We start from the raw sequence: 25,404 nt of genomic DNA, 5'->3' as shown, positions 1-25,404 counted from the left end.
GAAGAAACATACCGCTAAAACAGGGGTATGCCGACGGCTGAGCGGCAATCCTGCTTTTAATCGCCCTTCTCTTTAGATTCGAACCGATGTTGACTTATCGCAGGAAGTAGAGCGAAGTTTGCTAATAAATTCTAGCGCGCATTTAGTTAGACAAAGCTACTTATAAAAAAGATATTCATCATGTGAAAACGGATATAATTTCCTAAATAAGAATAAAAACCGACAACCTGTAAAAGCATCGTCGGTTTTTATCGTTATTCTAACGTATTCCCTTCATATATCGCTGGATCTTTGGTGAGACTAAAAATAAAATAACTCCCAAAAGAATCGATAAGCTACCAATAACTCCAAAATAAATAATTTCAGTTGCAGGTTTATACAGCTTTACAATTTGTGCATTAATTGCTTGAGCAGAAGCATTTGTTAAAAACCAAAGACTCATCGTTTGAGCCGAAAATGCTGTTGGAGCAAGCTTTGTAGTTGCCGATAAGCCAACAGGAGATAAACAAAGTTCACCAATTACCACTAAGAAAAAGCTGAGCACTAGCCAGATCGGACTTACCAAACTTTCTGTTCCGTTTAGTACAGCAGGAAAAATCATAACAAGAAAGGATAGTCCTGCAAAAAATAATCCAAGAGAAAATTTCTTTGACGTGGATGGTTGCCTCTCACCTAATTTTATCCACAATCCTGCAAAAACTGGGGCTAATGCCACAATAAAGATTGGATTTAATGATTGAAACCATGATGATTGCAATTCAATACCAAGAAAATCAAGGTCCGTCCGTTTATCTGCATACCTCGCTAATATGATGGAGCCTTGTTCTTGTATAGCCCAAAACATAATAGCTGCGATAAATAGGGGAATATAAGCTATAAGTCTTGATTTTTCATCTGCATTCGTTTTCGGACTGCGGTACATGACAATAAAATAAATGGTTGGTATTAGAATTCCCAAAATACTTACCAGATAAGTAAAACGATTAATTGTTAAAATTCCATTATTAATAGTTATAGCTCCTAGAACAATAATAGCCACAATACCTATTACAATTCGTGCAAAAACTTTTTTCTTTTCCTCTTTCCCGAGCGGATTTGGCACATAAGTACCCGCAAGTCCAAGATATTGTTTTTTAGTTACCATAAACACGATCAAGCCTACTAACATCCCTACTGCTGCGACACCAAAGCCTAAATGATAATTGTATTTTTGCCCTAAGGTACCTACAATGAAAGGCGCAATGAACGCTCCCATATTAATCCCCATATAAAAAATACTAAAACCAGAGTCACGTCTTGCATCAGATAGTCTGTATAGATCACCGACTACACTAGATACATTTGGCTTCAAGAGTCCTGTACCCATAACAATTAAAAACATGGAAATAAATAAGCCAGATATACCTGCTGGTAATGCTAAAACTATATGACCGACCATGATTAACAAACCGCCATAAAAAACGGTCTTTTGCGTTCCTAGTAAACGGTCAGCGATCCAACCACCAATAATTCCCGACATATATACTAGTGATCCATAAATTGCCATAATTGAATTGGCAGTACTATCTGCGATACCTAAACCGCCGCTGGACAACTCCGTATACATGTAATAAAGTAAGATCGCACGCATGCCATAATATGAAAAACGTTCCCAAAATTCCGTGAAGAATAAGGTAAAGAGTCCTTTAGGATGACCCACAAACCCCTTTTGCGGGACACTTTGCACGATTTCTTCTTTACTAATACTTGACATAATGAGTGAAAACTCCTTCAGAATTTACTGATAATTATATTTTTCGACAAATTAATATTACTCCTCCAGAGGTCATACGTCAAGAGTCATAAAATAGAATTTTTTTACATTCATACGACAAGATTAGAAATCAGACACCATTAAAGTTATTAAATACTAGAGTTTTGAAGCTTCATTCATAAAAATATACATATTCTTTCCAATCCATTTATTACATAAGTGAAACTTCATTTCTTGGTATGCTTTTCCCAAGAAATGTTAGTACCACAAGGGTATGACCTAAAGGCCCTTGAACGAATCGGGGATTTAGGAACCGTTTTTCTCATCTTGTTTGCAACATCATTAGCACAGTTTAAAATGAGAAAAATACGGAGCCTTACATCCGGAGTCAATTACTGAATATTATTATAATTTTTCCTGCTTTAATTTTCAAAGTTTTGTTTTATTCTATCAAAACACTTGAAAAAAATTATAGAGTTATTTATAATAGAATTTGTGTGTGAAAACACACTCTAACGAAAGAGATCACTCACGCTTGGATTTTTTCGTTAGTAAGTCTGTTATGGGGGTGTAGCTCAGCGGGAGAGCACTTGCATGGCATGCAAGGGGTCGTGGGTTCAATCCCCATCACCTCCACTCATAATAACAATCTGCACAAGTACCGCTCACCATGTGGGCCAAAGAAACCTTCTTGGGAAACACCGTATACGTTTCCCAAGAAGGTTTCTTGTTTAAGCAAAAAAAATTACGTCGTTTTGGAATGCATAACGAAAGCAAGTTTAACAAAAACGACTTTTTGAATTACGCCTATCTGATAATTCATTTCATCTTTAATCATTTGTTTCGATTAAAAACCCCGCTTTGCTTAAAGCTTGTTCAGCTTCTTCTATCTGCTCTTCATCTTTAGCAATAAGCGTGTGTAAGTGGACACCCCCAGTAAGTTCTGAAAGATAGGATGCTCCGGTAGTCATAATTTTGTTAACAAATTGTTCTACCTCTCTACGGTTAGATACCATAATAGATGCAGTTAAATCTCCATAAACACTATGTTCTATTTTAACATCTTTCACTGTGATACCATGGTCAACGAGAAGATTCAATTCTTCCTCTACTTGTTCAGGGCTATGTTGACAGGCAATCGTCCTTTCAATTGATCCAGTACCAGATTCTACTAAATACATATAGCCTTGACTAGTAGCAATGATGGATTCCCCTCGTGCTTTTAAAAGCGTTACATCATTAACAATAACTTGTCGACTAACATTTGTTGTTTCAGCAAGCTCACTGCCTGTTATAGGTTTATCCGATTCTTTCAGCATGTTTAAGATTAGTGTTCTTCGTTCCTCACCTAGAACCTTTCTCGTTTCACTCAATTCTGCTCACCACCCATTATTTCTATCCTGTATACTATTTTTTAACACTTGAACAAGTTGAATAACATCTTCTTTCTTTGTATCTTTCCCAAAAGAAATGCGTACAAATTCTTTTTGCTCATCTTCTGAATATCCCATCGCTATCATCGTTCTACCTGAAATCGACAATGCTTGACCACAAGCACTTCCTGTTGAAATACAGAACCCTTTTCTATTACATTCTAGCATAATTAATTGTCCCTCATATCCGTGAAACGCAAGACCAATAATATGTGGAATTTGCTGTTGTGGCGATTCCAATATTCTGTATTTACTTTTCAATTCTTTTTCTAAGTTATCTAAAAACAATTTCCTTAAAGCGTTGACATGACTCCAGTCAGTTTCTGTGTTTTTTAACGCTGCTCCTGCAAAAGCTGCAATACCTGGAGTATTAACGGTTCCACCCCTTAATCCATGTTCATGCGTTTCGAAAGGAAATATTCCTTTAACCGCGTAATTCGGATTAATAAATATGGCGCCTACTCCCTTTGGTCCATAAATCTTATGAGCAGATATAGAAAAGCTATCCACTAGCGAAAATAGTGGCTTTAAATCAATTTTGCCAAATGACTGTACACAATCCGTATGAAACATGATTTGCCGTTGTTTAAGACGTTCACTAATCTTCGCTAATGGCTGAATAGAGCCAATTTCTCCATTAACATGACTAATTGTAACCAAAATGGTATCACTGCGTATCGCCCTCTCTAATGCTAAAAAGTCTAATTGCCCATTTGCTAGGTAAGGTATATGGGTTATTTCAAAACCAAATCCTTTTAAATAACCTAACGCAGAAAACACAGAAGAATGTTCAGCCATTGACGTAATAATATGCTTCCCACGGTGAGATTGGCTAAAAGCAAGTGATGTAATCGCAAGCTGGTTAGCTTCTGTACCTCCGGATGTAAAATAAATTCCTCTAGCTGGAACATGTAACAATTTAGCTAATGCCATACGACTATTTTCTAACAATTCCTTAGCTTGACTGCCGATCTGATGCAAACTGCTTGGGTTTCCCCAATAAGTGGAAGCTACCGTTTGATAAACTTCCAATACTTCTGGATCCATAGGCGTCGTCGCAGCATAATCAAAATATTTCAACGCAAACTCTCCCTTTCGTTTTCTATAAAATGAAACTTCATTTCTTGAATGCCTTTCTCAAGAAATGTTAGTTGAACAAATCGGGCAGTTAGGTGCCGTTTTCCCTCACCTTGACCCTTTGTATCAACTCAAGATATTGAAGTATGAATCTTACGGCACCTTACATGCGGGATAAAATGAACTTCATCCGTGCGTTTTGCTTTGAAGTAAAATAAAGCTTGCCTAGTGTACTTATACATTGGTCATTAAAAATTTCATTCGCATCTTTATGCTAAAACGTTGCACTTTTTAACATATGATGAAATTTTTGAGCATCTTTATAAAACGACATTTAACACTTGTATTTATCTTAATAATATGTAATGATATGTGTCAAGACACCTGTAAATTAACAAGGGGAATTAAATTGAATAAAGTAGATGTTATCATTGTTGGCAGTGGCATAGCCGGATTACAGTTAGCCTATGAACTTAGCAAACAATTAAAAGTATTCATTATTACAAAAAACCGAATAACGAATAGCAATTCTTATCGGGCACAAGGAGGGATTGCAGCAGCTGTATCCATAAAGGATGATCCTTACCTCCATTTCCACGATACAATAATGGCTGGTGAAGGGCATGGTGTGGCATCAGCTGTACTTGAATTAGTAAATGAAGGAAAACAAGTCATCAAGGAACTAATCGAGGCTGGGGCACCATTTGATTTTCAAGCAGACGGAGAACTGGCGTTAGGCCTTGAAGGCGCCCATAGTGAAGCCCGAATATTGCATTGCGGCGGGGATCAAACAGGAAAATATTTGATTGAATTTTTCATGGAAAAATTAATGTTATCCCCTAATATTACTTGGGTCCAAGAAGAGATGGTTATCGACCTAGTGCTAAATAAAGCAGGCTCTTGTATTGGAGTAAAAACAAAAAACCAAGCTGGTAACTGTATAACTTATCTAGCACCACATACTGTGTTAGCAACAGGCGGAGCTGGCTGGCTCTATCCAAACACATCAAACGATTCAACGATTACAGGAGATGGGATAGCTTTAGCTTACCGCGCAAGTGCAAAAATTACCGATTTAGAATTTTTTCAATTTCATCCAACTCTGCTAACGATAAATGGGAAAGCAATTGGTCTTGTATCTGAAGCAGTTAGAGGTGCAGGTGCGATACTAGTTAATGATCATAATGAAAGAATTATGCAGCATGTACATCCCCTGCAAGATTTAGCACCAAGGCATATCGTCACATATGAACTGTTAAACCAATTAACAGCTGGTAATAGAGTATATTTAGATATTACTAATGTTAAAGATTTCACAATTAGATTCCCAACGAACACTACGATGTGTTTAACCCATCATATCGATTTAAATACTGGAAAACTCCCTGTCTCACCAGGAGCTCATTTTATGATGGGAGGTATTGTTATTAACAAATGGGGAGCTTCATCTGTAAAAGGACTTTATGCAATTGGCGAAGTAGCTGCTAGTGGCGTTCACGGTGCAAATCGTTTAGCGAGTAATTCACTGCTGGAAGGACTCGTATATGGTAAACGCTTAGGAACTTATCTGCTAGAAAATGGTATGAACAGAAACGGTATTGACTTTACCCCTGTTCTCCCAAAGAGACAAGCGCTTATTCAACTTCCTTTTACAATTCAAGAACTACAAACATCTATGTTGCGGTCAGTTGGGATTATTCGCAATCATAACGAATTGGCTACTCAATTATCGTGGTTAGAGTCTTGGGGAATTGATCCTTTTAGGCAAATTGAAAGCTGTGATCAGCCTCTGATTCAAACCTATTATATGTGGATTGTCGCACGCTTGCTAACAGAATCTGCTTTATTACGCACAGAAAGCAGAGGAACCCATATTCGTTCCGATTTTCTCGATAAAGATGAACACTGGCTGCAAAAAAGAATTATTCATTTTCAAACAAATGATAGGATGGAGATTACCTATGATCAATACTCTAAAACTAAGGGACCTGCTTGAGCAATTCTTTTTAGAAGATATAGGAAACGGTGATATTACCGCCCAACATCTATTTGCTAGAAACAAACAAGGAAACATGCAGCTAACAGCTAAAGCCCCAGGAGTTTTTTGCGGAGAAGAAATCATTCAACATGGTTTTACTTTATTAAACTCAATGATGCAAATAACCATACAACATAACAATGGAGATCGGTTAGTGGCAGGTGACGAAATCGCTGTGATAACTGGACCTATGGTGGATTTACTACAGGCAGAAAGAGTTATTTTAAATCTAATTCAACGAATGAGCGGGATCGCTACAGTAACTTCTCAAGCAGTGAAATTAGTCCAAGGTACAAATACTAAGATTTGCGATACCCGAAAAACTACTCCAGGCTTACGAATGTTAGAAAAACACGCTGTTCGCTGTGGCGGCGGCTACAATCATCGATGTGGACTTTATGACACAGTAATGTTAAAGGATAATCATATTTTGTTTGCCAAATCGATAACGAATGCCGTAGAAATTTTAAGAGCTCAACTTGGACACACCGTTAAAATCGAAATAGAAGTGGAAACAGAAGAACAATTAAGAGAGGCGATAGCGAATAAAGTAGATATTATTATGTTCGATAATTGTGCACCAACAACAATTACATCTTGGATTAATCAAGTACCTTCCTCGATTATTACGGAAGCATCGGGAGGAATTGAGCTAAGTCAAATACCAGCTTATGCTGCTAGTGGTGTAGATTATATTTCATTAGGCTATTTAACCCATTCGGCACCGTCTTTAGATATAAGTGCAACAGTCTACATATAGTATTCCTTGTGACTTTTTTTGCATAAGACAGATAAGAACAGTAAATTTTTATTCTGTCTTAAATCATCTCTTGTTGTCCCTTATAAATACGTAACGAAATTTTTATACCTTCTTCATAGGTTAAAAGGGCTGGGCATGGATCTAAATTAGAAAGGAGTTCTATCAAAATGCATTTACTAAAGCAGTTGACTCAAAGCTCTACTACTATTCCGGAAAAATACCTTCATTTATCTAAACAGGAAATGGAATATAACATAAGGCAAATTAAAAATCAGTTAGGGACTAGCTTGTTTATTCCCGGTCACCATTATCAAAAAGATGAGGTTATTCAATTTGCTGATGCAGTTGGAGATTCACTTCAGTTGGCACAAGTATCTGCAAAAAATTCAGCTGCAACCTATATCGTTTTTTGTGGTGTCCATTTCATGGCAGAAACCGCTGATATCTTAACAACCGACGAACAAATTGTTTTATTGCCCGATATGAGAGCAGGTTGTTCGATGGCTGATATGGCAGATATTTATCAAACGAAACGAGCGTGGGAAAAGCTAACCCAGCAATTTGGCGATACTATCTTACCATTGACGTATGTTAATTCTACAGCTGCAATTAAGTCATTTGTCGGGGAAAATGGCGGTGCAACTGTAACATCTTCCAATGCACACACCATGATTAAATGGGCATTTACTCAAAAAGAACGAATTCTATTTTTACCTGATCAACATTTAGGAAGAAATACTGCAGCAGATATTGGCATTCATTTAACGGAAATGGCTGTTTGGGATCCGATTCACGATGAACTTCTTTTTTCCGGTAAACCGGATAAAATAAAAGTAATTTTATGGAAAGGTCATTGCTCCGTGCATGAAAATTTTACGTTAAACAATATTGAGTATGTTCGAAAACAATATCCAAATATGAAAATTATTGTGCATCCGGAATGTAAAAAAGAAGTCGTTGATGCTTCAGATTATAATGGTAGTACTAAATATATTATTGAAACGATTGAACAGACAGAACCGGGGACAGCTTGGGCAATCGGAACGGAAATGAATCTGGTGCAACGTTTAATCAACAACCATCCGGATAAGGAAATTATCTCGTTAAATCCCTATATGTGCCCATGCTTAACAATGAATCGTATTGATTTGCCACATCTCCTCTGGTCTTTGGAATCCATTATGGAGGGAACACCAAATAATCAGATTATTGTTCCGGAAGACATTGCTGCTAACGCTCGTATTGCACTTGATCGCATGCTAGAAAGGGCATGAAATTATTTTTAGCAATAGAATAAGCTTATTCGGACTTTTCCTGAGCTTATACAACTTTGGTTCAATTTCTCACTTTATGCTGTTCTGTTTTATGCTCTCCCGAACATGCGTCGTTCTGTTTCGACCTTGGTGAATTCTCTCTCGAGTTTAGGGCACTCTGTCTCGACTTTGGTGCAATCTCTCCCGACTTCGAAGTACGACATTTGCTGTAGAAAAGAGCTCCTTCATAAAAAGGAGCTCTTTTTATTTTGTACTATTTTTTCTAATATAGAGAGTATCGTCTCAATACTTAATAAAGTAACACTGGCTTCTTTTGCAAATACGACCTCTGCATCTGTTTTAACAATACTACCCGTCCTGCTCACACACTGGTGTGTAGCCATATGATTCTGCTTCTTTCGGACTGGAGAAAAACACACGCTTTTCCACTGGTACTTCAGCCCAGTTATCTGGATTCACATATTCTTTTGTATCGGAGTTACCAACATATCGTAAAAAGCCTTTTTGATCATCATTTGCCCGGAAAGCAAAGGGCAATTCCAATAATAGATTATCTGCATTCCAAATGCCAAGTCCTTTATCTTTCGCTTCTTTCACTGCTTGCTGATATTTCGGATAGGCTTCTTCATCTAGGGGCGCAATAAAATAAGAAACTGCATAGCCGTCACGTACCATTTCCAAATTAACATTTTTTCCATCTGTCGTAATAACCTCTGCAAGTAAACGTCCATAATCGTCCATTGGTTGATCACCAACTTTTATAATTACTTCATCTCCTGGTTGGATGAGCGTTTGAATATGATCTGTAGCTGCATCACCATGTAACTTCTGGTTTCCGTTGATTTCCTCTCGATTTAGATCTTTATTTTTTGCCGGGTATGTTTCTGGCGTATCCATATTTACAAAACGAACCCGATCACTGCCTAGCACTGGATCTGAAATACGAATTGTATCTCCATCTGTGATTTTACTAACCGTTGTTTTATATTTACCTGCGGCGGAGGGAGGCTCCGGCTGCTCCTCGGCAACTTGAATATCTTCCTGTTCAGTAGGAATAAGCTGATAATCATCGTATTGACTAACAATTGCGGTTACATCATACCATTGCTTTTCTTTTACCCGAGTAATAGTTAACGAATTTTCCATAATGCGCAATAAAGTTGAATGATAATCCTTATCCATAAAAGGAATATTGTAACCACCACCCACAGGTGAGTCAGGAATCGAAGCAATGAAGCCGTTTACCCTTATCAGCTCTCCTTCATACGATTCAGCGATCTCTTTATTTTGCAAATCCTTTAAAGTAATTTGCTGTACTTCTGGCAGGGATTTGTCTTTAGCTAAAATATCAATGGATGTTGGAACCATCTTTTTTAATCCTTTATAAGAAGCTAGCTTACCAGTTACCTTGACATAATCGCCTTTTTCAAGCTCTGGTATTTTACCTTGGGCAAACAGAAACAGATTCATTCCGCCCGTCTCATCCTGAATATATGTAGAAAACTGGTTGCCATTACTAATTGCTTCTGAATTTACCGTCACTATTCCTTCAACAACAACTTCTTTACCATCACTTAATTGCCTTGCTTCTCCAATAGAATAACTTTCTAGTTCTGGACTAGGCTCAGGGTCAGTCGGTTCCTCTCCGCCTATCGTATGGCTGCCTAAATAAATAAACGTATCCTTTCCATACGTTGTCCATTCCGTTATTTCAAAATTTTGAGAAGGCACCATAATGTTTGCATTCCTGACGAGTGTGATATCCTTAGCAAAATCACTATCATCGCCAATAGTGCCAACTGCATCCATTACTTGTCCGTCTTTTTCTAAAACGATCGCATCATTCCCATTAAAATTTACAATGTTCGAAGTAATGTCTGCCACTTGCTGTATCGCATTACTAGCCTGGCTATGACTAATTACAAGGACTTCACCATCATGTAAAATACCTGAAAGACGTTCTGATTGCGAGGGCTCTGTTTTCCCGTTACTGTATAGTGCTAATTGGTACTTATCCAAGTTAACGCTTGCCCCCGTACCATTATATATTTCAATGGCCTTGTTAAAGGAACTTCCCTCAATATATTCCGAGATAAATAGTTCGTCTCTTTGTTTGTTTTTAGCAGCAGTTTCATTTATTACCATGGTAAAATGTAAAAAAATCAAAGCAACAATGAACCATATAAAAACTACTTTACTCCTTACATGTTTCCGCATGAATACCCTCCATCCCATATGATTTAAGTCAAATGAAATTACTATACTATTACTATGGCATATCAGAGATTATCTATCTACAAATCCTTTATTAAATTATTGTAAATTTTTCCATTACTTCGTTTGTATGATAAAAAAGATGAAGCCGAGTTAAGCTGCATGATTATTTGTTGGCTTGATAATGTTCCTGAAAAACCACTTAATTTTTATTGTAATTTTCAGAAAACAAACAGATGGAATAGATAAGATCTACTTATGAATAGTAACGATTACACCATTAAAGTTATCACCGGAAATTTCATATCCATAATCAGTAGGTACGATCACTGACTTTGGCTTCGTAATCGGATAATAACTTATGTTATATTTTATTCCATCCACTAGAACCTCAACATTCTTTTTATCTTTTAAAAATGCTAAATACTCCTCTAATACATAATCTTCATCATGCATAATCTTACTATGCGGCTTACCTACATAACGAATATGCCACGGTTCGTATTCAATACCAGTAATTGCTGTTTTATCTTTTGGATAGCGTAAGATAAAACCGTAGTTCCAAGCATTTTCGGCAATCCATTTTCCTTCATCTGTTTTTTCCATTTTCCCCTCTGATGAACCTACATCAAGCGATATACCTAATTGATGTTCACTAAAGCCTGCTGGTAGTGCAAATTCTTTTCCCATCTCTTGATATAGCTTTTCTTGTTGCTTAAAACCACGATACCCACTGCTAATTAAAAAGTCGGTTACTCCATCTTTCTTAGCAGCTTCTACCATGGCATTAAAGTGAACCATCACTTCCTTAGATAACTGAATATTTTTATCTAATAATCCATAATCAGCTATTAAATCCTGATTTTCAAATAAATTAATTAAATCGTTTTTTACATTATTTTCTTTAATACCGTATTCTTGATTTACTAACACTAAGTTTCCTTTATGTACATCTTCTGGATGAATAGTTAATTTAATAGTTTCTTCACCATTATCCCATTGTTCTTGATTTAAAGTAGTTGGTGCGTTTGATTCATCAAACCATAGGATTGCGATAACTATAATAATTATTGTTAAACATATAAATCTACTTATTTTCATATCGTTTTTCTCCTTTCATCTATAATGATAAAGAAAAAAACTTAAAAATTTGCTAGATTAAACTTTAAATTTTTCTTAAACTGCATATTCAAAAAGAGTAAGCCGGATAGAATGAAACTTCATTTAGTGAAAGGTTTTAATTAATTCCCTACTAATAGAAGTAGAACAAACGCTAACATCTTGGGCGCTCTTAAAAAACCGCGTTGTATTGCTGCCGTAGCTTGTCTGTCCTTTAAAAACCGCGATGCTTATTCAAGCAGTCTTCTCTAGTCCTGTCTATTCAAACGATTTGGGAGCTTTTCTCTTGCAATGTCATCAAGAAAATAGAAGATGTTGAAAAGTAGAGATCATAAGGCTTTTTACATGGGAGGTGAAAAATTCCACTACATCGTCTTACCATCAGTGTTGGAATTTTTTCCATTCTAACGTACAATGACATTCAATGTGTCACTTTGAGCATCCTCTTCTATTCATTTTTTGGTAACCGTACTTCAAATATGGTACGTATCACTGTGCTATCAACAGTAATCGTTCCTCCATGCTGTTCAACAATATTTTTGGCTATAAATAAGCCTAAACCCGTACTGCCTGCTTGATATTTTCTTGACGAATCGGTTTTATAAAACATATCAAAAATATGCGGTATAATTTCCTCCGGTATACAATCACCATAATTTACAATTTGCACTACGATCGTTTTTGAATCAACATAAGCTTTGATATCAATAAATTGACCATCGTAACCATAACGGATAGCATTGGTAAAAAGGTTCTCAAATACTCGAGCGAGCTGTTCCCCATCTGCATATACAATTAATTCTGATTGTACATCCAAACGAGTTTGTAGATAATTCTTTTTCAAAACAGGATAAAATTCTTCATTTAATTGCTGAAGTAAATCACCAAGGTTAATTTCAGTTTTATTTAATTGGAGCATTCCATAATTCATTTTGGTAATATCAAATAATTCATTAATTAATAACTCTAAGCGCTCCGATTTCTTATAGGATATGGACAAGTAATGATGCTTCTCCTCCTCCGTCAAATCATCATTTTTCAATACCAAATCCAAATAACCAAGTACCGAAGTTAACGGAGTTCTTAAATCATGAGCTAAATTAACGACTAACTGGTCTTTACTGCTCTCCGCAAAGTCTCCACGTTGAATCGCTGTTTGTAGTTTTTGCATTGCTATATTAATATCCTCTGCAATACTGTGGAATTCATCCTTTGTATCAATTTGTACATAATGTTTAAAATTCCCATTAGCTAGTTGATGAATGCCATTGGAAATTTCCTTAAAGTACACAGAGTAACGCTTCGTTAATAGAAAGAAAAAAAGAATCGATAGTGGGATGAACAAAAGCATGAAAAAATTAAAATCACCTATAGAGGCTATCCTGCCACGAATCCAGGCAAGCGGATCATCAAATTTCACATAGTTTTGATAATAGAAGCGGAGACCTAAAAAGCTAATATACGTAATCATACCCGCATACAACATACTTAAGCCAAACAGCATGACCATTTTAAATCGAAAGCTTTTTATCATTTTATCCATAAAAGCTATACCCCACTCCCCATATCGTTTTAATCCACTTATCTTTTCTTTGATCCTCTTTTAATTTTTTTCTTAACGTCCGGATATGTACCATCACTGTATTTGCACCTTCATAATACAAATCACCCCATACGTGGCGAAAAATTGTCTCCACATTAAACACCTTTTTTGGGTTGCTAGCCAATAGATACAATATGTCGAATTCCTTCGGTGTTAAATCTACTGGTTCTTCATACAATGTTACACTGCGCTGTTCTGGATGGATACGAAGTCCGCCAAATTCTAAAACATGCTCTTGTTCCTCTTTCGCTCCATTTAACACCATAAACCGCCTCAATTGTGCATTAACACGAGCAATTAATTCAATTGGCGTAAATGGCTTTGTCATATAATCATCTGCACCGATTACTAATCCTTTCACCTTATCAAAATCCGAAGTTTTCGCACTTAAAAAGATAATCGGCATTTGATACTTTTCTCTAATCCGTTTTGTTACTTCATAACCATCTAGCTTAGGCATCATAATATCTAAAATCACCAAATGAACTGGTTTTGTTTGAATGAGCTGCCACGCTTCTTCTCCATCTGCTGCCTTAAATACATCATAGCCTTCTTTTTCTAAATGAATCGAAATAAGATCAGCAATCTCTTGATCATCATCCGCTACTAAAATTGTCATTTTTCTCATTTTTTCCACTCCGTATTAGTTAGCTATCTTATTTATGATCATACAATAGTCAGCCTGAAGTTTACAATGCTTTATCCAACTTGTTTTTAAACGCACTTGCTAAAAGTAGGCAATTTGGACATAATGTCGATGACACAAAAGCAGTTTTCCAGGCTAATGCTCAAAGACCATAGACTGAAGCATACTTAAAAATAGACTAAACTCATTATCTAGCAAGCAAATTTACTACAAGTAGTACAATAGCAGATAAAAATGGCAAACTCGAATAAGCTTTGAATATCGAAATGTTTCAAAGTAATGCCTGTTTTGTTTTAAAAAAATCAATCTTATATTGGCTAAACTTAATTTTTATTTAACTTGGTGTGTATGCCATTAAACCTATAGATCCAAATACCATATAATGACTTTTTTACTAAAAAGAGTATAATATACTATTATATAGGGGGATTTATAAAATGGGCATAAGCATAATTACAAATGACGAAATATTTAATTTTGTTTCTAAGAAAGGCTGCTCTTGTTCTTGTAAAAAAGGTCAGATAATCAATATGGACACGGAAAAACAATCCTACATCTATGCAGTCATAGGTGGCTTTATGTTTGTTAAACAGTCAGCCTTCAACGGAAAGGAATTGATCATTAAAATCATAAAACCCGGTAATTTCTTTTTACTAGATATATCCGATTACGAATATATCAATTATCAATACTATGCATTGGCTAAAACAGATTGCCAGTTAGTGAAACTTAGGAAAAGCGTTTTCACTAATGCATTAGATAAAAATACGAACTTAAAAGCCAATTGGCTGACATATGTTTACAACCAAGTGAATAAAAAGAATCTAATCATAAGAGATTTTACTTTATTCGGAAAAAAAGGAGCACTATATTCAACATTAATTCGCTTAGTAAACATGTATAGTCGTCAAGTAGATATGGGTTATAAAATTTTGATAAAACTTTCTCACGAAGAATTAAGTCAAATTTGTGGGACAACACGTGAGTTTATTTCTCGAAGTATAAACCAGTTAAAAAAAGAGAATGTTATTTCATATGATAAAGCAGATCAATATATTATAGTCAAAAATATAGCCTTTCTAAGAAAATTTATTCATTGCGAACATTGTATTCTCCATTTTTGTGAACTTACATAAAAGCTGCTTCAACGAGAAGCAGCTTAAATCGCCATTTTGATCCATCGCTTTTTAGAAAAGCTAAGAATGATTACATTGATGATAATGATGGAGATTAAATAGAAAATAATAGATAAAATATCACTACTGTCAAGGTATCATATATCCGATTGCAGCACTCTATCTATTCGTGAGTACATGGTGTTACCCGCTTTAAAAGGAGCTATAAAGCCAAATACTTTCGTGCTTACAGCTACTAAAATAACAGAAGTGATCCAATAAATGATACTTACACCTATACTAATCAATATACTCGGACATAACATACTAATCGTCCCAATAATTAATATATTGTAATATAACCGCAGAAAATAAAAATAATAGTAATGTAAAATGAGAAAAATTATGATAAATCAATGATATAATCAATATACCAAGTGCTATAAATGCAAAACATTCTATAAATAAAACAGCTATCTTTTTATAAAAGAAGGAGTAGATGTTTTCCCCTATTAATTTGTAAAAGAGAATGTTTTTGTTTGAATATTCTCTATTAATAAAGAAAGCTACAACAAATGAAAATAACATGAACCCAAAACTCTGTAGCAACGGTATAGGAGCTAAAGAAAAACATATCGTATGTCACATCGCTGACCTTATCTATTCCAACCGGCAAAAAATACCCAAGTAAAAATAAAAATAAGAACATAGCTCCCACTATAATTAAAACTTTGTTGCTAACGCTTTTTTTTAACTCAAATTTCATCATATGCCTCCATTATTACATTTACTCATTTATATACACTTCAATTAATTTTTCCACTGAATCATATTTTTAAATCGCTAGGTTATGAAATAAATAATAATCCCCTGCGACAGCCTTTAGATCAGACAAGTTGTGGGTAATGTTTATGATTATCTTCTCTGGATTTTCATGAATATATTCGTTTAGAAAGCGATGTATTTCTATAACCGTTTTCTTGTCTAATGCATTTGTTATTTCATCTAAAACAATGATATTTTTGTCTGCGAGTAAGAAGCTAAGCAATTTTAATTTTTGTTTTTGCCCATCGCTTAAATTTTTGATCAGAACTTTACCGTCAATATTCTCAAGATTAAGTAAAGGGGTAATCGTATCTATCATTTTTGAACCGAATTTTCTACTTAAAAAGGATAATAAAAAATCTTTAGAAACATCATTAGGTATATTCGACGAGCTGGATATTAAAGAAACGTTTTGACTGATATCGTTACTGATTCGCTTACTATTATTTAATAGAAAGTCTTTGGCAAGTTGTGATTTCCCAACCCCATTTTTTCCGATGATATGACTGATTTTTCCTTTTGAAAAATGCAAGTCCGTGTCCTGAAGTAACGTTTTATCTTTCACTTTTAAGTATAGTTGGCTATGTTCATATGCATACTCCTTCTAATAAATAGTACCTTGAAAATGAAACCTCTGATTTAAAATCGAGTCACTAATGTTATCGTTCCTGAGCCACCTATCCCCTTACCAATTCAGAACTATAGGAAGTGAACGTTTCAAGTAATAATTTTGGACATTTTTGCTTACTTTAAATAAACCTATTAGAAAAACAGAACCCTTTACTTGAATAGAAATAGGTACAAACATGACCGGTGTTAATCTACGTTATAATTTTCTTTCTATTTCGCAAAATAGATTAACTTATGTATATTTTGCTGATTCATTCTACTTTTTAATGCTCCAACTGATATCATTGGGAAGTTATTAATCTTAACTCCTAAGATTGAATCACCTAATTCCTCCAAAATATGATTTGACATTCTATCTTTCGTAACTGCCATATTAAGAGAAACATCGAGATCTGGGTATTTCCTGCTATGTTCAAATATTCTTTTAATACTGGACGATTTAACAAAGGATGAATGGTATTCATCTTATAATTCATGCTACCACATCTAATGAGTTCTAATCACTAAAGTATTCTTCAACCTTTTTCCTGCTACCACCCCCCAAATCCATTTGAAATCACCGTTATTGTTTTTTATACGGTTTAATGATTTCCATTAGTTCTTTTAAAAAATAATAATCTAAAGGATTTCTCCACCCGTAAAAGAAATAACTTGGATAGTCTTATTTCTGCAAATTCAATTACTTAATCCCTTATATAATCTTTTTCCATTTTTACTGTAGAAGTTAGTGAACTAGAAAAACAGCAATGGTTACAGGATGTGTTACACTTTGAATCTAACTATGAATATTCGCCCAAAAAATGATTAAAGGAGAGATAAACGCTCCTTTATATTCTTGATTAATGACCGCTTCTAAGTATCATCCGATTTGCGTTTGATTTTCAAAAAATACAAGGGTATTAACTTTAGCTACCTTTTGTGATTCAACTACTAAACTCTTAAATTCTAAGTTTTTTGTGCCTTCACTATTTGTGTTTACCTATTCATATTTTTCCTCATTTTTCTCCATACATTACAAATATTATGTCATACGATATGTTTTTTCCGTGACTTTAGTCACGAAATATAATATCCTTGTAAAATTTTCCATTAAAAATGGTATCAAAGATTTATTATTCTCCAAAATTTTCTCCTTTATGTGTTCATAAAAAAATTGATAAATTCCCTAACAATTCTTCAAATTGGCTTCGTTGTCTTTTCCTGTTTGCTAGTTTAGGTAATGCAGCTGGACGAATATCAATTTAGTAAGGAGTTAAGTCATTGATAAATCAGGGCACAGCATTAGCTGATTGAGTTGGTTCCCTTAAATTTTACAATCCCTTCTTTAGACACTCAGTTATCGTTTACTAATTTATCGATATCTATCATTTCAAATGACAAATGTGACTGGTTTTGTTATCCTTAGATTACTAGCTTATGCTAATTTCAATTGAATAGCTGTTTTAGTGCGTGTTTAAAAAGGAGGATAAGTAGGATCAAGGTCAGCTCATTTCGCAACATCCTTGTTGCACGCTGACACTAACACATCCTATCTAGCCGAAGTTCGAGGCGATATAGTTTGGATAGTGGAGCTTGTACAGGAAATACTGACTTCTACGTTATCGACGTGGTCGCTTTTAGTAGAAGACCTTTTATTAGATACATGATTACTAGTATGCTTCCTCGAGTGTCACTCCTACGCAAGAAAAGTGTTTTCTTTTCTAAGGAGCACAGTTAATAAAGAAAACTTGGCTAGCGGCAAAAAGAGCATAGACGATAGCCTAGTTTGCACGTATACTTAGAACTTAAAAATTTTTGACTACGTTGAATGAACTTCAACGCTAAAATGTTATACGTTCTAATGTGCGAAGAAATTGAATGCGTTCTTATTACCGATCTTTTTGAACATGCTTTTAGAACTACTAGGGGGGCCCTATAGGGGCTGAGAAGAAGCAACTAGCTTCTGACTCTTATCGACCTGATCTGGTTAGCACCAGCGGAGGGAAGTAGTAGACATACGTCTTTCTATTTTCATAAATCCAAAGTCAGGTCCTTGCTAGACCTGGCTTTTTTGTATTCAGGAAGTATTTTTACTACAGGATTGATTTTGAGGTTTTTTAGCAGATTAGCCAAGCTATTACCTACAGCTATTTTTTAGGTTAGCTTTCATTTAATTTACCCTCCAAATCATCCACCTTTCCTCTAACCCAAATCTATGACGGAAGGGAGGCTACTATGAAAAAGATCTACCTACTAACATTAATGGCTGTTTTTGTAGCAATTGGCACACTGGGAGCGCAGTTTTTCTGGTTTCCAGCTGGAATTGCAAAAGCATATCCTGTTCAGCATGCCGTTAATGTAATGGCAGCAATTACATTAGGCCCAGGACCTGCTGTAGTAATAGCTTTTATGATTGGGTTATTACGTAATATGCTTGGACTGGGAACGATTCTTGCATTTCCCGGTGCTATGATTGGCGCTTGGTTAGCAGGAATGCTGTATCACTGGTTTGGGAAGAAAATATGGGCTATAGTCGGTGAAAGCTTTGGTACAGGAATAATCGGCGCTTTGACCGCAGTACCACTTGCCAACCTGTTTATGGACAGTAGTGCCGGCGCGCTATTCTTTATGCCGTCGTTTTTAGTAAGTAGTGTCACCGGTGCCTTTATTGGCTGGCTTGTTCTTTTACGCGTCAAACCGGAGAACATGATTCGATTACAAGGAAACTACTAGGGGCGCAATCGTTGCTGAGATAAGGTCGTATCCTTTGTCCCTTTGAACCTGATCTGGGTAATTCCAGCGAAGGAAAGTAGTGAAGATGAGTTTTTCTCTATTCCATCACCCCTTTAGTAGCTTCCAAATTAATTAAGGGGGCTATATATAATTTTGTTTACAAATAAGTTACGCGAAGAAAATGATGATATCTTTCAAATGATCTTTCACCATCCATTTGTTCAAGGCATTGGCATTGGTGAAATTTCTCATCAATCACTTGCTTATTATGTTAAAGCTGACTTTGAATACTTGAATGCATTTATGAGAATCTATGGGATTGCTATAGCTAAATCAAAAAGACGTGAGGATATCAGCTATTTTTTTAATCGTATTTACTTCATATTAAATGATGAAGCACATCCTCACCATAACTTTTGTAATTATCTTGGTTTGAAATATGTAGATTTGCAAGGCTATTCCCTTCCACCTACTGCTGATCATTATGTAAAACATATGTTGTACCATGCTCAGTTAGGGACTTCTGGTGAATTACTCGGTGTGCTGCTTCCTTGTCCATGGACCTATTTTGAAATAGGACAAGAGCTTATGAAGCAGTATAAGCCTACGAGTAATCATCCATTTTATGAGTGGATTACGTTTTACGCAAGCCCATCATCTGAAACAATGACAGCTAACATGCGAAATCGACTGGATCAACTGGCTGAAAAAGCCTCTAATGAGGAACTAAATAAAATTAGCGAGGCATTTCGCAAAAGCTGCCAATTAGAATTCAAGTTTTGGGAAATGGCTTATACATGTGAAGAATGGACAGGTAAATAAGGGAACCTATGCAGGAATTATCACTTTTTGCTACAATTCGAAGCTGAAGTGTCGTTATGGAGACCTCGTTGTTACGTGTGAGTTTTGCAAGCTTGAGGTAAATTAATTACTTTCCTAAATAAAGAAAGGCGGGATTCCAATGAAACAACCCCCATGTGCGTTAACAATAGCAGGAACTGATCCGAGTGGTGGAGCAGGAATACAAGCAGATTTGAAAACATTCCAGGAATTAGCTGTATATGGAATGTCCGTGATTACATCTATAGTAGCGCAAAACACTACTGGTGTCCAAAATGTTCATCATATACCAATTGAAATGCTAAAAGATCAATTGGAATCTGTTTTTTCAGATATGCCTGTTCACAGTGTCAAAACAGGAATGATTGCCAATGAGTCAATGATGAAAATTATTGCTGAACAACTGCCTAAAACAAATGCCAGTTATGTAATGGATCCTGTAATGGTAGCTACAAGTGGCGATGCTTTAATTGCAGAAGAAGCGCGTGACTTTTTAAAGGAACAGCTTTTACCTTTAGCTAAGGTAGTTACTCCAAATATCCCTGAAGCTGAATTTATTACAGGTCAGAAAATACATGATATTGATGATTTAAAAGAAGCTGCCAGAGAAATCGTTGAAAAACATGGAGCCCAAGCTGCACTTGTTAAAGGCGGACATATGCAAGGAGATGCTATCGACTATTTATATGATGGAAATACTATTCATACTTTCCATTCAGAACGGATTCATACCAAAAATACCCATGGCACAGGATGCACATACTCAGCCGCCATTACTGCCTATTTAAGTAAAGGACTGCCGCTTTATGAAGCCGTTAAACAAGCCAAACAGTTTGTAACAGCAGCTATTAAGTATTCATTCCCGCTTGGTGCTGGAAATGGTCCGACCAATCATTGGGGAATTCGCAAGGAAAGGGTTGAACAATGAGAGAATCTGTTATTCAGCACGTCAGAGTAAATAATCCTTTGATACACAATATTACAAACGAAGTCGTTATGAACTTCACCGCAAATGGTTTATTAGCTTTTGGCGGTTCACCAATTATGGCAAAAGCAAAAGAAGAAGCCGAGCAAATGGCGTCTATTTCAGATGGTGTGCTCATTAATATTGGAACGACTACGTTACAGGAACTGCCAGCCATGAAGCTTGCAGGAAGAGCAGCAAATAAAACTGGAATACCTGTGGTACTTGATCCTGTAGGTGTCGGTGCAACATCCTTTCGAAAGGATGTTGTAAAGGAGTTATTGAAGGAGATCCAATTTACAGCCATTAAAGGAAATGCCGGCGAAATGGCTCAACTTGTTGATATTCCATGGGAAGTAAAAGGTGTTGAATCTGTAGGCGCTGGTAATGCGGAAGAAATTGCTGTAAAAGTAGCAGAAACTTACAGAACTACTGCCGTCGTTACTGGAGAAATCGATTTTATTGGCAAGGATGGAAATGTGCTAAAAAATACATCAGGTCATCCATGGTTAGAAAAAATCACTGGTGCTGGTTGCTTATTAGGTTCTATCTTAACAGCCTGTTTAACAGCGGAGGAGGCTGCGGAAGAAAAGGCTTATGCTGCGGTTCAATTTTATGGTTTAGCAGCAGAGTATGCAGTAAAACAAAATCATGTATCTGGTCCGGGAAGTTTCCTTCCAGCATTTATTGATGCACTATCATTAGATTTAGAACAATTAGGGATGAACTAATTTTTACGTTTCATTTATGTCTTTTTTTAAAAAACTATGTCGATCTTCATTAAGAATCCTATCTGTAATAAAGTGAAACTTCATTCAGTAGGAGTTTTCTTCCATCTCCTACTGAATGTTAGTACCTCAGGGGGTATGACCTAAAGGCCCTTGAACGAATCGGGCATTTAGGTGCCGTTTTCTCCCACTTAGACCTTTTGTATCAACTAAAGGCTCTTGAAGTGGAAGTCTTACGGCACCTTACATGCGGGATAAAAGTTAAATTTTATCAGAAAAGGAGGTTATTTATGTCACCATTAGATTTGCGTAAATCATTAAGAAAATACTTTATTATGGGCAGTCAAAACTGTGATCGTGACCCCAAACAAATCCTTAAAGAAGCTATTGCTGCTGGTATTACCGCTTTTCAATATCGTGAAAAAGGCACCGGCTCTTTAACAGGCTTTCAAAAATATATCTTAGGCAAGCAACTGCGCGATATTTGTCGTTACTATCATGTTCCCTTTTTTGTGAATGATGAGGTCGAACTGGCTCAAGTGTTGGAAGCTGACGGCATTCATGTTGGTCAAGATGATTTGTCTCCAACCGATCTGCGAAGGAAATTTCCAAATAAATGGATTGGACTTTCCATATCAAATAATCAAGAATTATCAGCAAGTCCAATAGACTGTGTAGACTACCTAGGCGTTGGTCCAATTTTTGCAACAACGACAAAAGAAGACGCTAAACCCCCAGTTGGCACAACTTGGATCAGTGAGGTAAAGCAACGTTATCCAAATATGCCCATCGTTGGGATCGGTGGAATCTCTACTCAAAATGCGAACTCTGTAATTGAGGCAGGAGCGGATGGAGTCGCAGTTATCTCCGCAATTACCAGGGCAAACGATATTCAAGAAGCAGTAGTCCAACTTTAATTAGATTAGCAGCAATGCAGGGCAGAAAACATCTATTCTTGCCCTGCACTATGTTTTGCTGCATAAATCGCCATTGCTTCCTGCATAAACTTAGCTAAGCCATCACCAAATTTGTCAATGTTCTTCGTAAACCGTTCATCCTCTACATACATTTTTCCCAATCCTTTAAAAGCTGTTAACGAATATGTCCCTATGCAGTTAAGTAAATCAAACCACATCCCAATCCACTGTTGCGCTTCTTCGGAGGCAGGATCTTGATGACGGATCGTTGATAAATTACAATAAATCTCTATCATCGAATTTTCAAGGTCTTTTCGTTCGTACGATGACAGATTATTTATTTTTTTGTTCGCTTCTTCCACTTCATTCCCCCATCGTTCACGGGCTTCTTGTTCATAAGGATTACTGCGAAAATCAAACCCTTTAAAACGCTCTTGATTACTCATCGTTATCTCTCCTTTCGAATGTTTAATCGTTTTTTCAATCGTCTCAAGCATTGTGTTAATTTGCTTTTGTTTGGCAAGCAGCATTTTTTGTTGAACTTTCAATGCTTCTATTTGATTATAGGAAGGACTATCCATTATCTCTTTAATCTTCTTTAACGAGAAACCAAGTTCTTTAAAAAACAATATTTGCTGCAGCCGTTCCAACTCTTTATCTGTATATATGCGATAACCCGTTTCTGTCTTATGCCCAGGTTTTAACAATCCAATAGCATCATAATGATGAAGTGTGCGCACGCTAATCCCAACTAAAGCAGCTACCTCTTTCACTTTCATGTTAAGTACCTCCCTACCTGTTCCATCATAAACGATAACGTTACGTTAGAGTCAAGATTAAATTTATTTTTTTACATTCTGCTAAGTGTAACTTATTCTCTAAAAAACCCTACACAGAATGACGATAGCTGTACCCACGCTCATTCCTTCTATTGCAGGACACCAAAGCGCAAGCGTTCGTTTAGTGACATGCAAACGTCAGAAATGATGAAGGGGTAAATTGATACTTCATTCAAAGTGGGCTTTTGTCCTTGTTTAAAAATCGCGATGTATCGCTGTCGTAGTTGTCCTGCCAAACCAAACGAATCGGGAATTTATGAAGCTATTTCTCGCACATCTTACGTAAAAAGCGGATTTTTCGAATGAGGGAAATACGACTCCTTACATTCAGGATAAAGGAAACATCCCCCTGCAAAAAGGGTATGCCGAGCCTGAGCGGCAATCCCGCTTTTAGTCGGCTTTCCTTTAGATTCAAGCCAATGTTGACTTATTCTTAGAAAAAGAGCGAAATTTTCTACAGCTTGAACGCATGAACTGGACGTCGCTACAAAATTTATCCACTATGTAGAAAGCAGATATACATTTAGCGATACACTAAAAAGCTAGACAATAACGCTGATTGTCTAGCTACATGTTAAGGGAAATTTAGGAATTCATCTTGAATAATTTTATTATCCTTTGTATATGGTAAAATTTCCAGTGATTCTCAGCACATCTTCTCACATAGCGGAAGCAAATAATTCTTTAAAAAAGCAATGGCAGTGAACAGTTGAGGTAACAAAAATCAAAAAACTATTTACTTACACAAAGGATCGGTTTAACCTATTTTCTTACAGCAATATATATTTCAATATTCCCATTTGGGTCATACTTTTCATAATCATACGTGTGCGCTCGTTTTAAAGAACCTGATTCCTCTAATTCCCAAATTTTACTCCAAGCTTTCATGATACCTAGCTCATCGGTTGTGTCTACATCAAATATTTTATATTTTACATCTGGTATTTCCATAATCATTCGATTATCAACATTTGAATCACTGTCATCAATGGCAACACTTAGAGAATAGTCTCCTTTATAATTGCTCTCATAATCATAATAAACACCATACACATTACCTTTATGATGTTTCAGTTTACTAGAAGCTTCTTTCCACATATGTTCCATTTTTTCGATTAATTGATTATCATTAAAATTATTGGTTCTAATACTCTGGAGTAAGTTTAACTTCATTTTTTTCATCTCCCTCTCTTTTTAGAAACCGTAATTCACAATAAGCTTCTGGAACATGTCGCTACTGCTTAGTTGGACTTATACACGTTGGACATTAACGTTTTGCTGTATCAGCTTAAATGCTAGCGTCAGCATATTTTCCTAACGTATAAATAATGCAAAACAGGTCTGCTGTCTTCTTTGTCCTCCGCTGTTTTTAACAAACTACTATTTGCTTTCAGAAAATTAGTTACTATTATCTTATCCTATAAGAATGTGTTCTAAAAAAAGATAATAGAACTGGTTGGCTAATGATCGTAACGTCCTAGAAAACGCAGTGTACCACTTCGACGTTTGCCTTATCCCTGAAAAAATCGCCATGTATTCCTGTCGCAGCTTTCCTTGTCCCTTAAAAGAAGGACAATTTTTCTGCATACGATGCATAAGACTTCCTTGCCATGTCGATCCGGACAATCGAGTCATTTAGATGCCGTTATCTCATTACTTTTTTTGGATTTCAAGCACTCAAGCGATAGAGATTACGGCACTTACATGCGGGATTATAAATTCCACTGTTCTGTCTTAGTGCAGAACTTTTGCCTATTCTAACATACATTGAAGTTCACTTTGCCATTTTACGATTTTTTACACTATAGGAAAGTATAAAACTTTAGGCTTTATAGTATAAGAAAAACTACAGCTTTCGCTAAGACCTGGCGACAAGCCAAGTTTTTCTAAACATCCTTCAAAGCGTTGCCTCGTAGA

18 protein-coding genes, 1 tRNA gene, 3 pseudogenes and 2 riboswitches are annotated in these 25,404 nt (G+C 36.0%); of the genes and pseudogenes, 10 read left to right on the top strand and 12 right to left on the bottom strand.

Going from position 1 to position 25,404, the window contains the following annotated elements:
- Positions 1–259 precede the first annotated feature (259 nt).
- The gene (locus JNUCC74_RS02930; RefSeq protein ID WP_454066831.1) at positions 260–1,753 is read right to left on the bottom strand and encodes a peptide MFS transporter; all 1,494 of its coding nucleotides are present in this window, start codon (positions 1,751–1,753) and stop codon (positions 260–262) included.
- 564 nt (positions 1,754–2,317) lie between these two features.
- Here JNUCC74_RS02930 and JNUCC74_RS02925 point away from each other — a divergent pair.
- Positions 2,318–2,389: transfer RNA gene (locus JNUCC74_RS02925), tRNA-Ala, on the top strand.
- A 194-nt stretch (positions 2,390–2,583) separates the two neighbouring features.
- Here the strand turns inward: JNUCC74_RS02925 and JNUCC74_RS02920 are convergent.
- The gene (locus JNUCC74_RS02920; protein WP_454066830.1) at positions 2,584–3,126 is read right to left on the bottom strand and encodes a 3H domain-containing protein; all 543 of its coding nucleotides are present in this window, start codon (positions 3,124–3,126) and stop codon (positions 2,584–2,586) included.
- 6 nt (positions 3,127–3,132) lie between these two features.
- The gene (locus JNUCC74_RS02915) at positions 3,133–4,266 is read right to left on the bottom strand and encodes an IscS subfamily cysteine desulfurase (RefSeq protein WP_454066829.1); all 1,134 of its coding nucleotides are present in this window, start codon (positions 4,264–4,266) and stop codon (positions 3,133–3,135) included.
- Positions 4,267–4,672: 406 nt separating this feature from the next.
- On the opposite strand from JNUCC74_RS02915, the gene nadB reads away from it, so the two are divergent.
- From nadB to nadA, 3 genes are all read left to right on the top strand, one after another.
- Positions 4,673–6,259, top strand: a complete 1,587-nt coding sequence (nadB, locus tag JNUCC74_RS02910) for an L-aspartate oxidase (protein WP_454066828.1) — start codon at positions 4,673–4,675, stop codon at positions 6,257–6,259.
- Complete coding sequence (gene nadC / locus JNUCC74_RS02905; protein WP_454067821.1) at positions 6,228–7,061, top strand: carboxylating nicotinate-nucleotide diphosphorylase; 834 nt, start codon at positions 6,228–6,230, stop codon at positions 7,059–7,061. The genes nadB and nadC overlap by 32 nt, the downstream gene beginning before the upstream one ends.
- Positions 7,062–7,228: 167 nt before the next feature.
- The gene (gene nadA, locus JNUCC74_RS02900) at positions 7,229–8,335 is read left to right on the top strand and encodes a quinolinate synthase NadA (RefSeq protein ID WP_454066827.1); all 1,107 of its coding nucleotides are present in this window, start codon (positions 7,229–7,231) and stop codon (positions 8,333–8,335) included.
- Positions 8,336–8,683: 348 nt separating this feature from the next.
- On the opposite strand, the gene JNUCC74_RS02895 is transcribed toward nadA, so the two are convergent.
- From JNUCC74_RS02895 to JNUCC74_RS02880, 4 genes are all read right to left on the bottom strand, one after another.
- The gene (locus JNUCC74_RS02895) at positions 8,684–10,552 is read right to left on the bottom strand and encodes a thermonuclease family protein (RefSeq protein WP_454066826.1); all 1,869 of its coding nucleotides are present in this window, start codon (positions 10,550–10,552) and stop codon (positions 8,684–8,686) included.
- 249 nt (positions 10,553–10,801) lie between these two features.
- Positions 10,802–11,650, bottom strand: a complete 849-nt coding sequence (locus JNUCC74_RS02890) for a M15 family metallopeptidase (protein ID WP_454066825.1) — start codon at positions 11,648–11,650, stop codon at positions 10,802–10,804.
- Positions 11,651–12,116: 466 nt separating this feature from the next.
- Positions 12,117–13,211, bottom strand: coding sequence for an ATP-binding protein (locus JNUCC74_RS02885; protein WP_454066824.1), 1,095 nt, complete (start codon positions 13,209–13,211; stop codon positions 12,117–12,119).
- Entirely contained in the window at positions 13,204–13,899 is a 696-nt protein-coding gene (locus tag JNUCC74_RS02880; RefSeq protein ID WP_454066823.1) for a response regulator transcription factor, read from the bottom strand. The genes JNUCC74_RS02885 and JNUCC74_RS02880 overlap by 8 nt, the downstream gene beginning before the upstream one ends.
- Before the next feature lie 455 nt (positions 13,900–14,354).
- Here JNUCC74_RS02880 and JNUCC74_RS02875 point away from each other — a divergent pair, with 455 nt between their 5' ends.
- A complete protein-coding gene (locus tag JNUCC74_RS02875) occupies positions 14,355–15,053 on the top strand; it encodes a Crp/Fnr family transcriptional regulator (protein ID WP_454066822.1) in 699 nt (232 codons plus the stop codon).
- A gap of 23 nt (positions 15,054–15,076) precedes the next feature.
- Here the strand turns inward: JNUCC74_RS02875 and JNUCC74_RS02870 are convergent.
- The 3 pseudogenes from JNUCC74_RS02870 to JNUCC74_RS02860 form a co-directional block, all read right to left on the bottom strand.
- Positions 15,077–15,798: pseudogene (locus JNUCC74_RS02870) on the bottom strand (peptide ABC transporter permease).
- Positions 15,799–15,867: 69 nt separating this feature from the next.
- Positions 15,868–16,448 (bottom strand): annotated as a pseudogene (locus JNUCC74_RS02865) (ATP-binding cassette domain-containing protein).
- Positions 16,449–16,718: 270 nt separating this feature from the next.
- Positions 16,719–17,266, bottom strand: a pseudogene (locus JNUCC74_RS02860) (radical SAM protein); the annotation flags it as partial.
- 1,114 nt (positions 17,267–18,380) lie between these two features.
- Positions 18,381–18,488: riboswitch (TPP riboswitch) on the top strand.
- A 213-nt stretch (positions 18,489–18,701) separates the two neighbouring features.
- On the opposite strand from JNUCC74_RS02860, the gene thiW reads away from it, so the two are divergent.
- The 5 genes from thiW to thiE all read left to right on the top strand — a co-directional run bounded on the left by thiW (position 18,702) and on the right by thiE (position 22,648).
- Positions 18,702–19,199: an energy coupling factor transporter S component ThiW gene (gene thiW / locus JNUCC74_RS02855; protein WP_454066821.1), complete on the top strand. Its 498-nt coding sequence runs from the start codon at positions 18,702–18,704 to the stop codon at positions 19,197–19,199.
- Positions 19,188–19,291, top strand: a riboswitch (TPP riboswitch). Its footprint overlaps the gene before it by 12 nt.
- 58 nt (positions 19,292–19,349) lie before the next feature.
- Positions 19,350–20,021 (top strand): thiaminase II, encoded by a 672-nt coding sequence (gene tenA / locus JNUCC74_RS02850; RefSeq protein ID WP_454067820.1) that lies wholly within the window; start codon positions 19,350–19,352, stop codon positions 20,019–20,021.
- Positions 20,022–20,160: 139 nt separating this feature from the next.
- Positions 20,161–20,967: a bifunctional hydroxymethylpyrimidine kinase/phosphomethylpyrimidine kinase gene (gene thiD, locus JNUCC74_RS02845; protein ID WP_077319345.1), complete on the top strand. Its 807-nt coding sequence runs from the start codon at positions 20,161–20,163 to the stop codon at positions 20,965–20,967.
- Positions 20,964–21,734, top strand: a complete 771-nt coding sequence (gene thiM / locus JNUCC74_RS02840; protein WP_454066820.1) for a hydroxyethylthiazole kinase — start codon at positions 20,964–20,966, stop codon at positions 21,732–21,734. The genes thiD and thiM overlap by 4 nt, the downstream gene beginning before the upstream one ends.
- A gap of 287 nt (positions 21,735–22,021) precedes the next feature.
- Positions 22,022–22,648 (top strand): thiamine phosphate synthase, encoded by a 627-nt coding sequence (thiE, locus tag JNUCC74_RS02835; protein WP_077319343.1) that lies wholly within the window; start codon positions 22,022–22,024, stop codon positions 22,646–22,648.
- Positions 22,649–22,680: 32 nt separating this feature from the next.
- Here thiE and JNUCC74_RS02830 read toward each other — a convergent pair whose 3' ends face one another.
- Complete coding sequence (locus tag JNUCC74_RS02830; RefSeq protein ID WP_454066819.1) at positions 22,681–23,427, bottom strand: MerR family transcriptional regulator; 747 nt, start codon at positions 23,425–23,427, stop codon at positions 22,681–22,683.
- A gap of 822 nt (positions 23,428–24,249) precedes the next feature.
- Positions 24,250–24,660 (bottom strand): effector binding domain-containing protein, encoded by a 411-nt coding sequence (locus JNUCC74_RS02825; RefSeq protein ID WP_454066818.1) that lies wholly within the window; start codon positions 24,658–24,660, stop codon positions 24,250–24,252.
- Positions 24,661–25,404: the final 744 nt, after the last annotated feature.

This window comes from Cerasibacillus sp. JNUCC 74 (genome assembly GCF_053667775.1).
This window is presented reverse-complemented; position numbering and strand designations above follow the sequence as displayed.

Coding starts and splice junctions, on each gene's coding strand:
- JNUCC74_RS02930 (WP_454066831.1), bottom strand. CDS start 1,753: ATGTCAAGTATTAGTAAAGAAGAAATCGTGCAAAGTGTCCCGCAAAAG.
- nadA (WP_454066827.1), top strand. CDS start 7,229: ATGCATTTACTAAAGCAGTTGACTCAAAGCTCTACTACTATTCCGGAA.
- JNUCC74_RS02895 (WP_454066826.1), bottom strand. CDS start 10,552: ATGCGGAAACATGTAAGGAGTAAAGTAGTTTTTATATGGTTCATTGTT.
- JNUCC74_RS02890 (WP_454066825.1), bottom strand. CDS start 11,650: ATGAAAATAAGTAGATTTATATGTTTAACAATAATTATTATAGTTATC.
- JNUCC74_RS02885 (WP_454066824.1), bottom strand. CDS start 13,211: ATGGATAAAATGATAAAAAGCTTTCGATTTAAAATGGTCATGCTGTTT.
- JNUCC74_RS02880 (WP_454066823.1), bottom strand. CDS start 13,899: ATGAGAAAAATGACAATTTTAGTAGCGGATGATGATCAAGAGATTGCT.
- JNUCC74_RS02875 (WP_454066822.1), top strand. CDS start 14,355: ATGGGCATAAGCATAATTACAAATGACGAAATATTTAATTTTGTTTCT.
- thiW (WP_454066821.1), top strand. CDS start 18,702: ATGAAAAAGATCTACCTACTAACATTAATGGCTGTTTTTGTAGCAATT.
- thiD (WP_077319345.1), top strand. CDS start 20,161: ATGAAACAACCCCCATGTGCGTTAACAATAGCAGGAACTGATCCGAGT.
- thiM (WP_454066820.1), top strand. CDS start 20,964: ATGAGAGAATCTGTTATTCAGCACGTCAGAGTAAATAATCCTTTGATA.
- thiE (WP_077319343.1), top strand. CDS start 22,022: ATGTCACCATTAGATTTGCGTAAATCATTAAGAAAATACTTTATTATG.
- JNUCC74_RS02830 (WP_454066819.1), bottom strand. CDS start 23,427: ATGAAAGTGAAAGAGGTAGCTGCTTTAGTTGGGATTAGCGTGCGCACA.
- JNUCC74_RS02825 (WP_454066818.1), bottom strand. CDS start 24,660: ATGAAGTTAAACTTACTCCAGAGTATTAGAACCAATAATTTTAATGAT.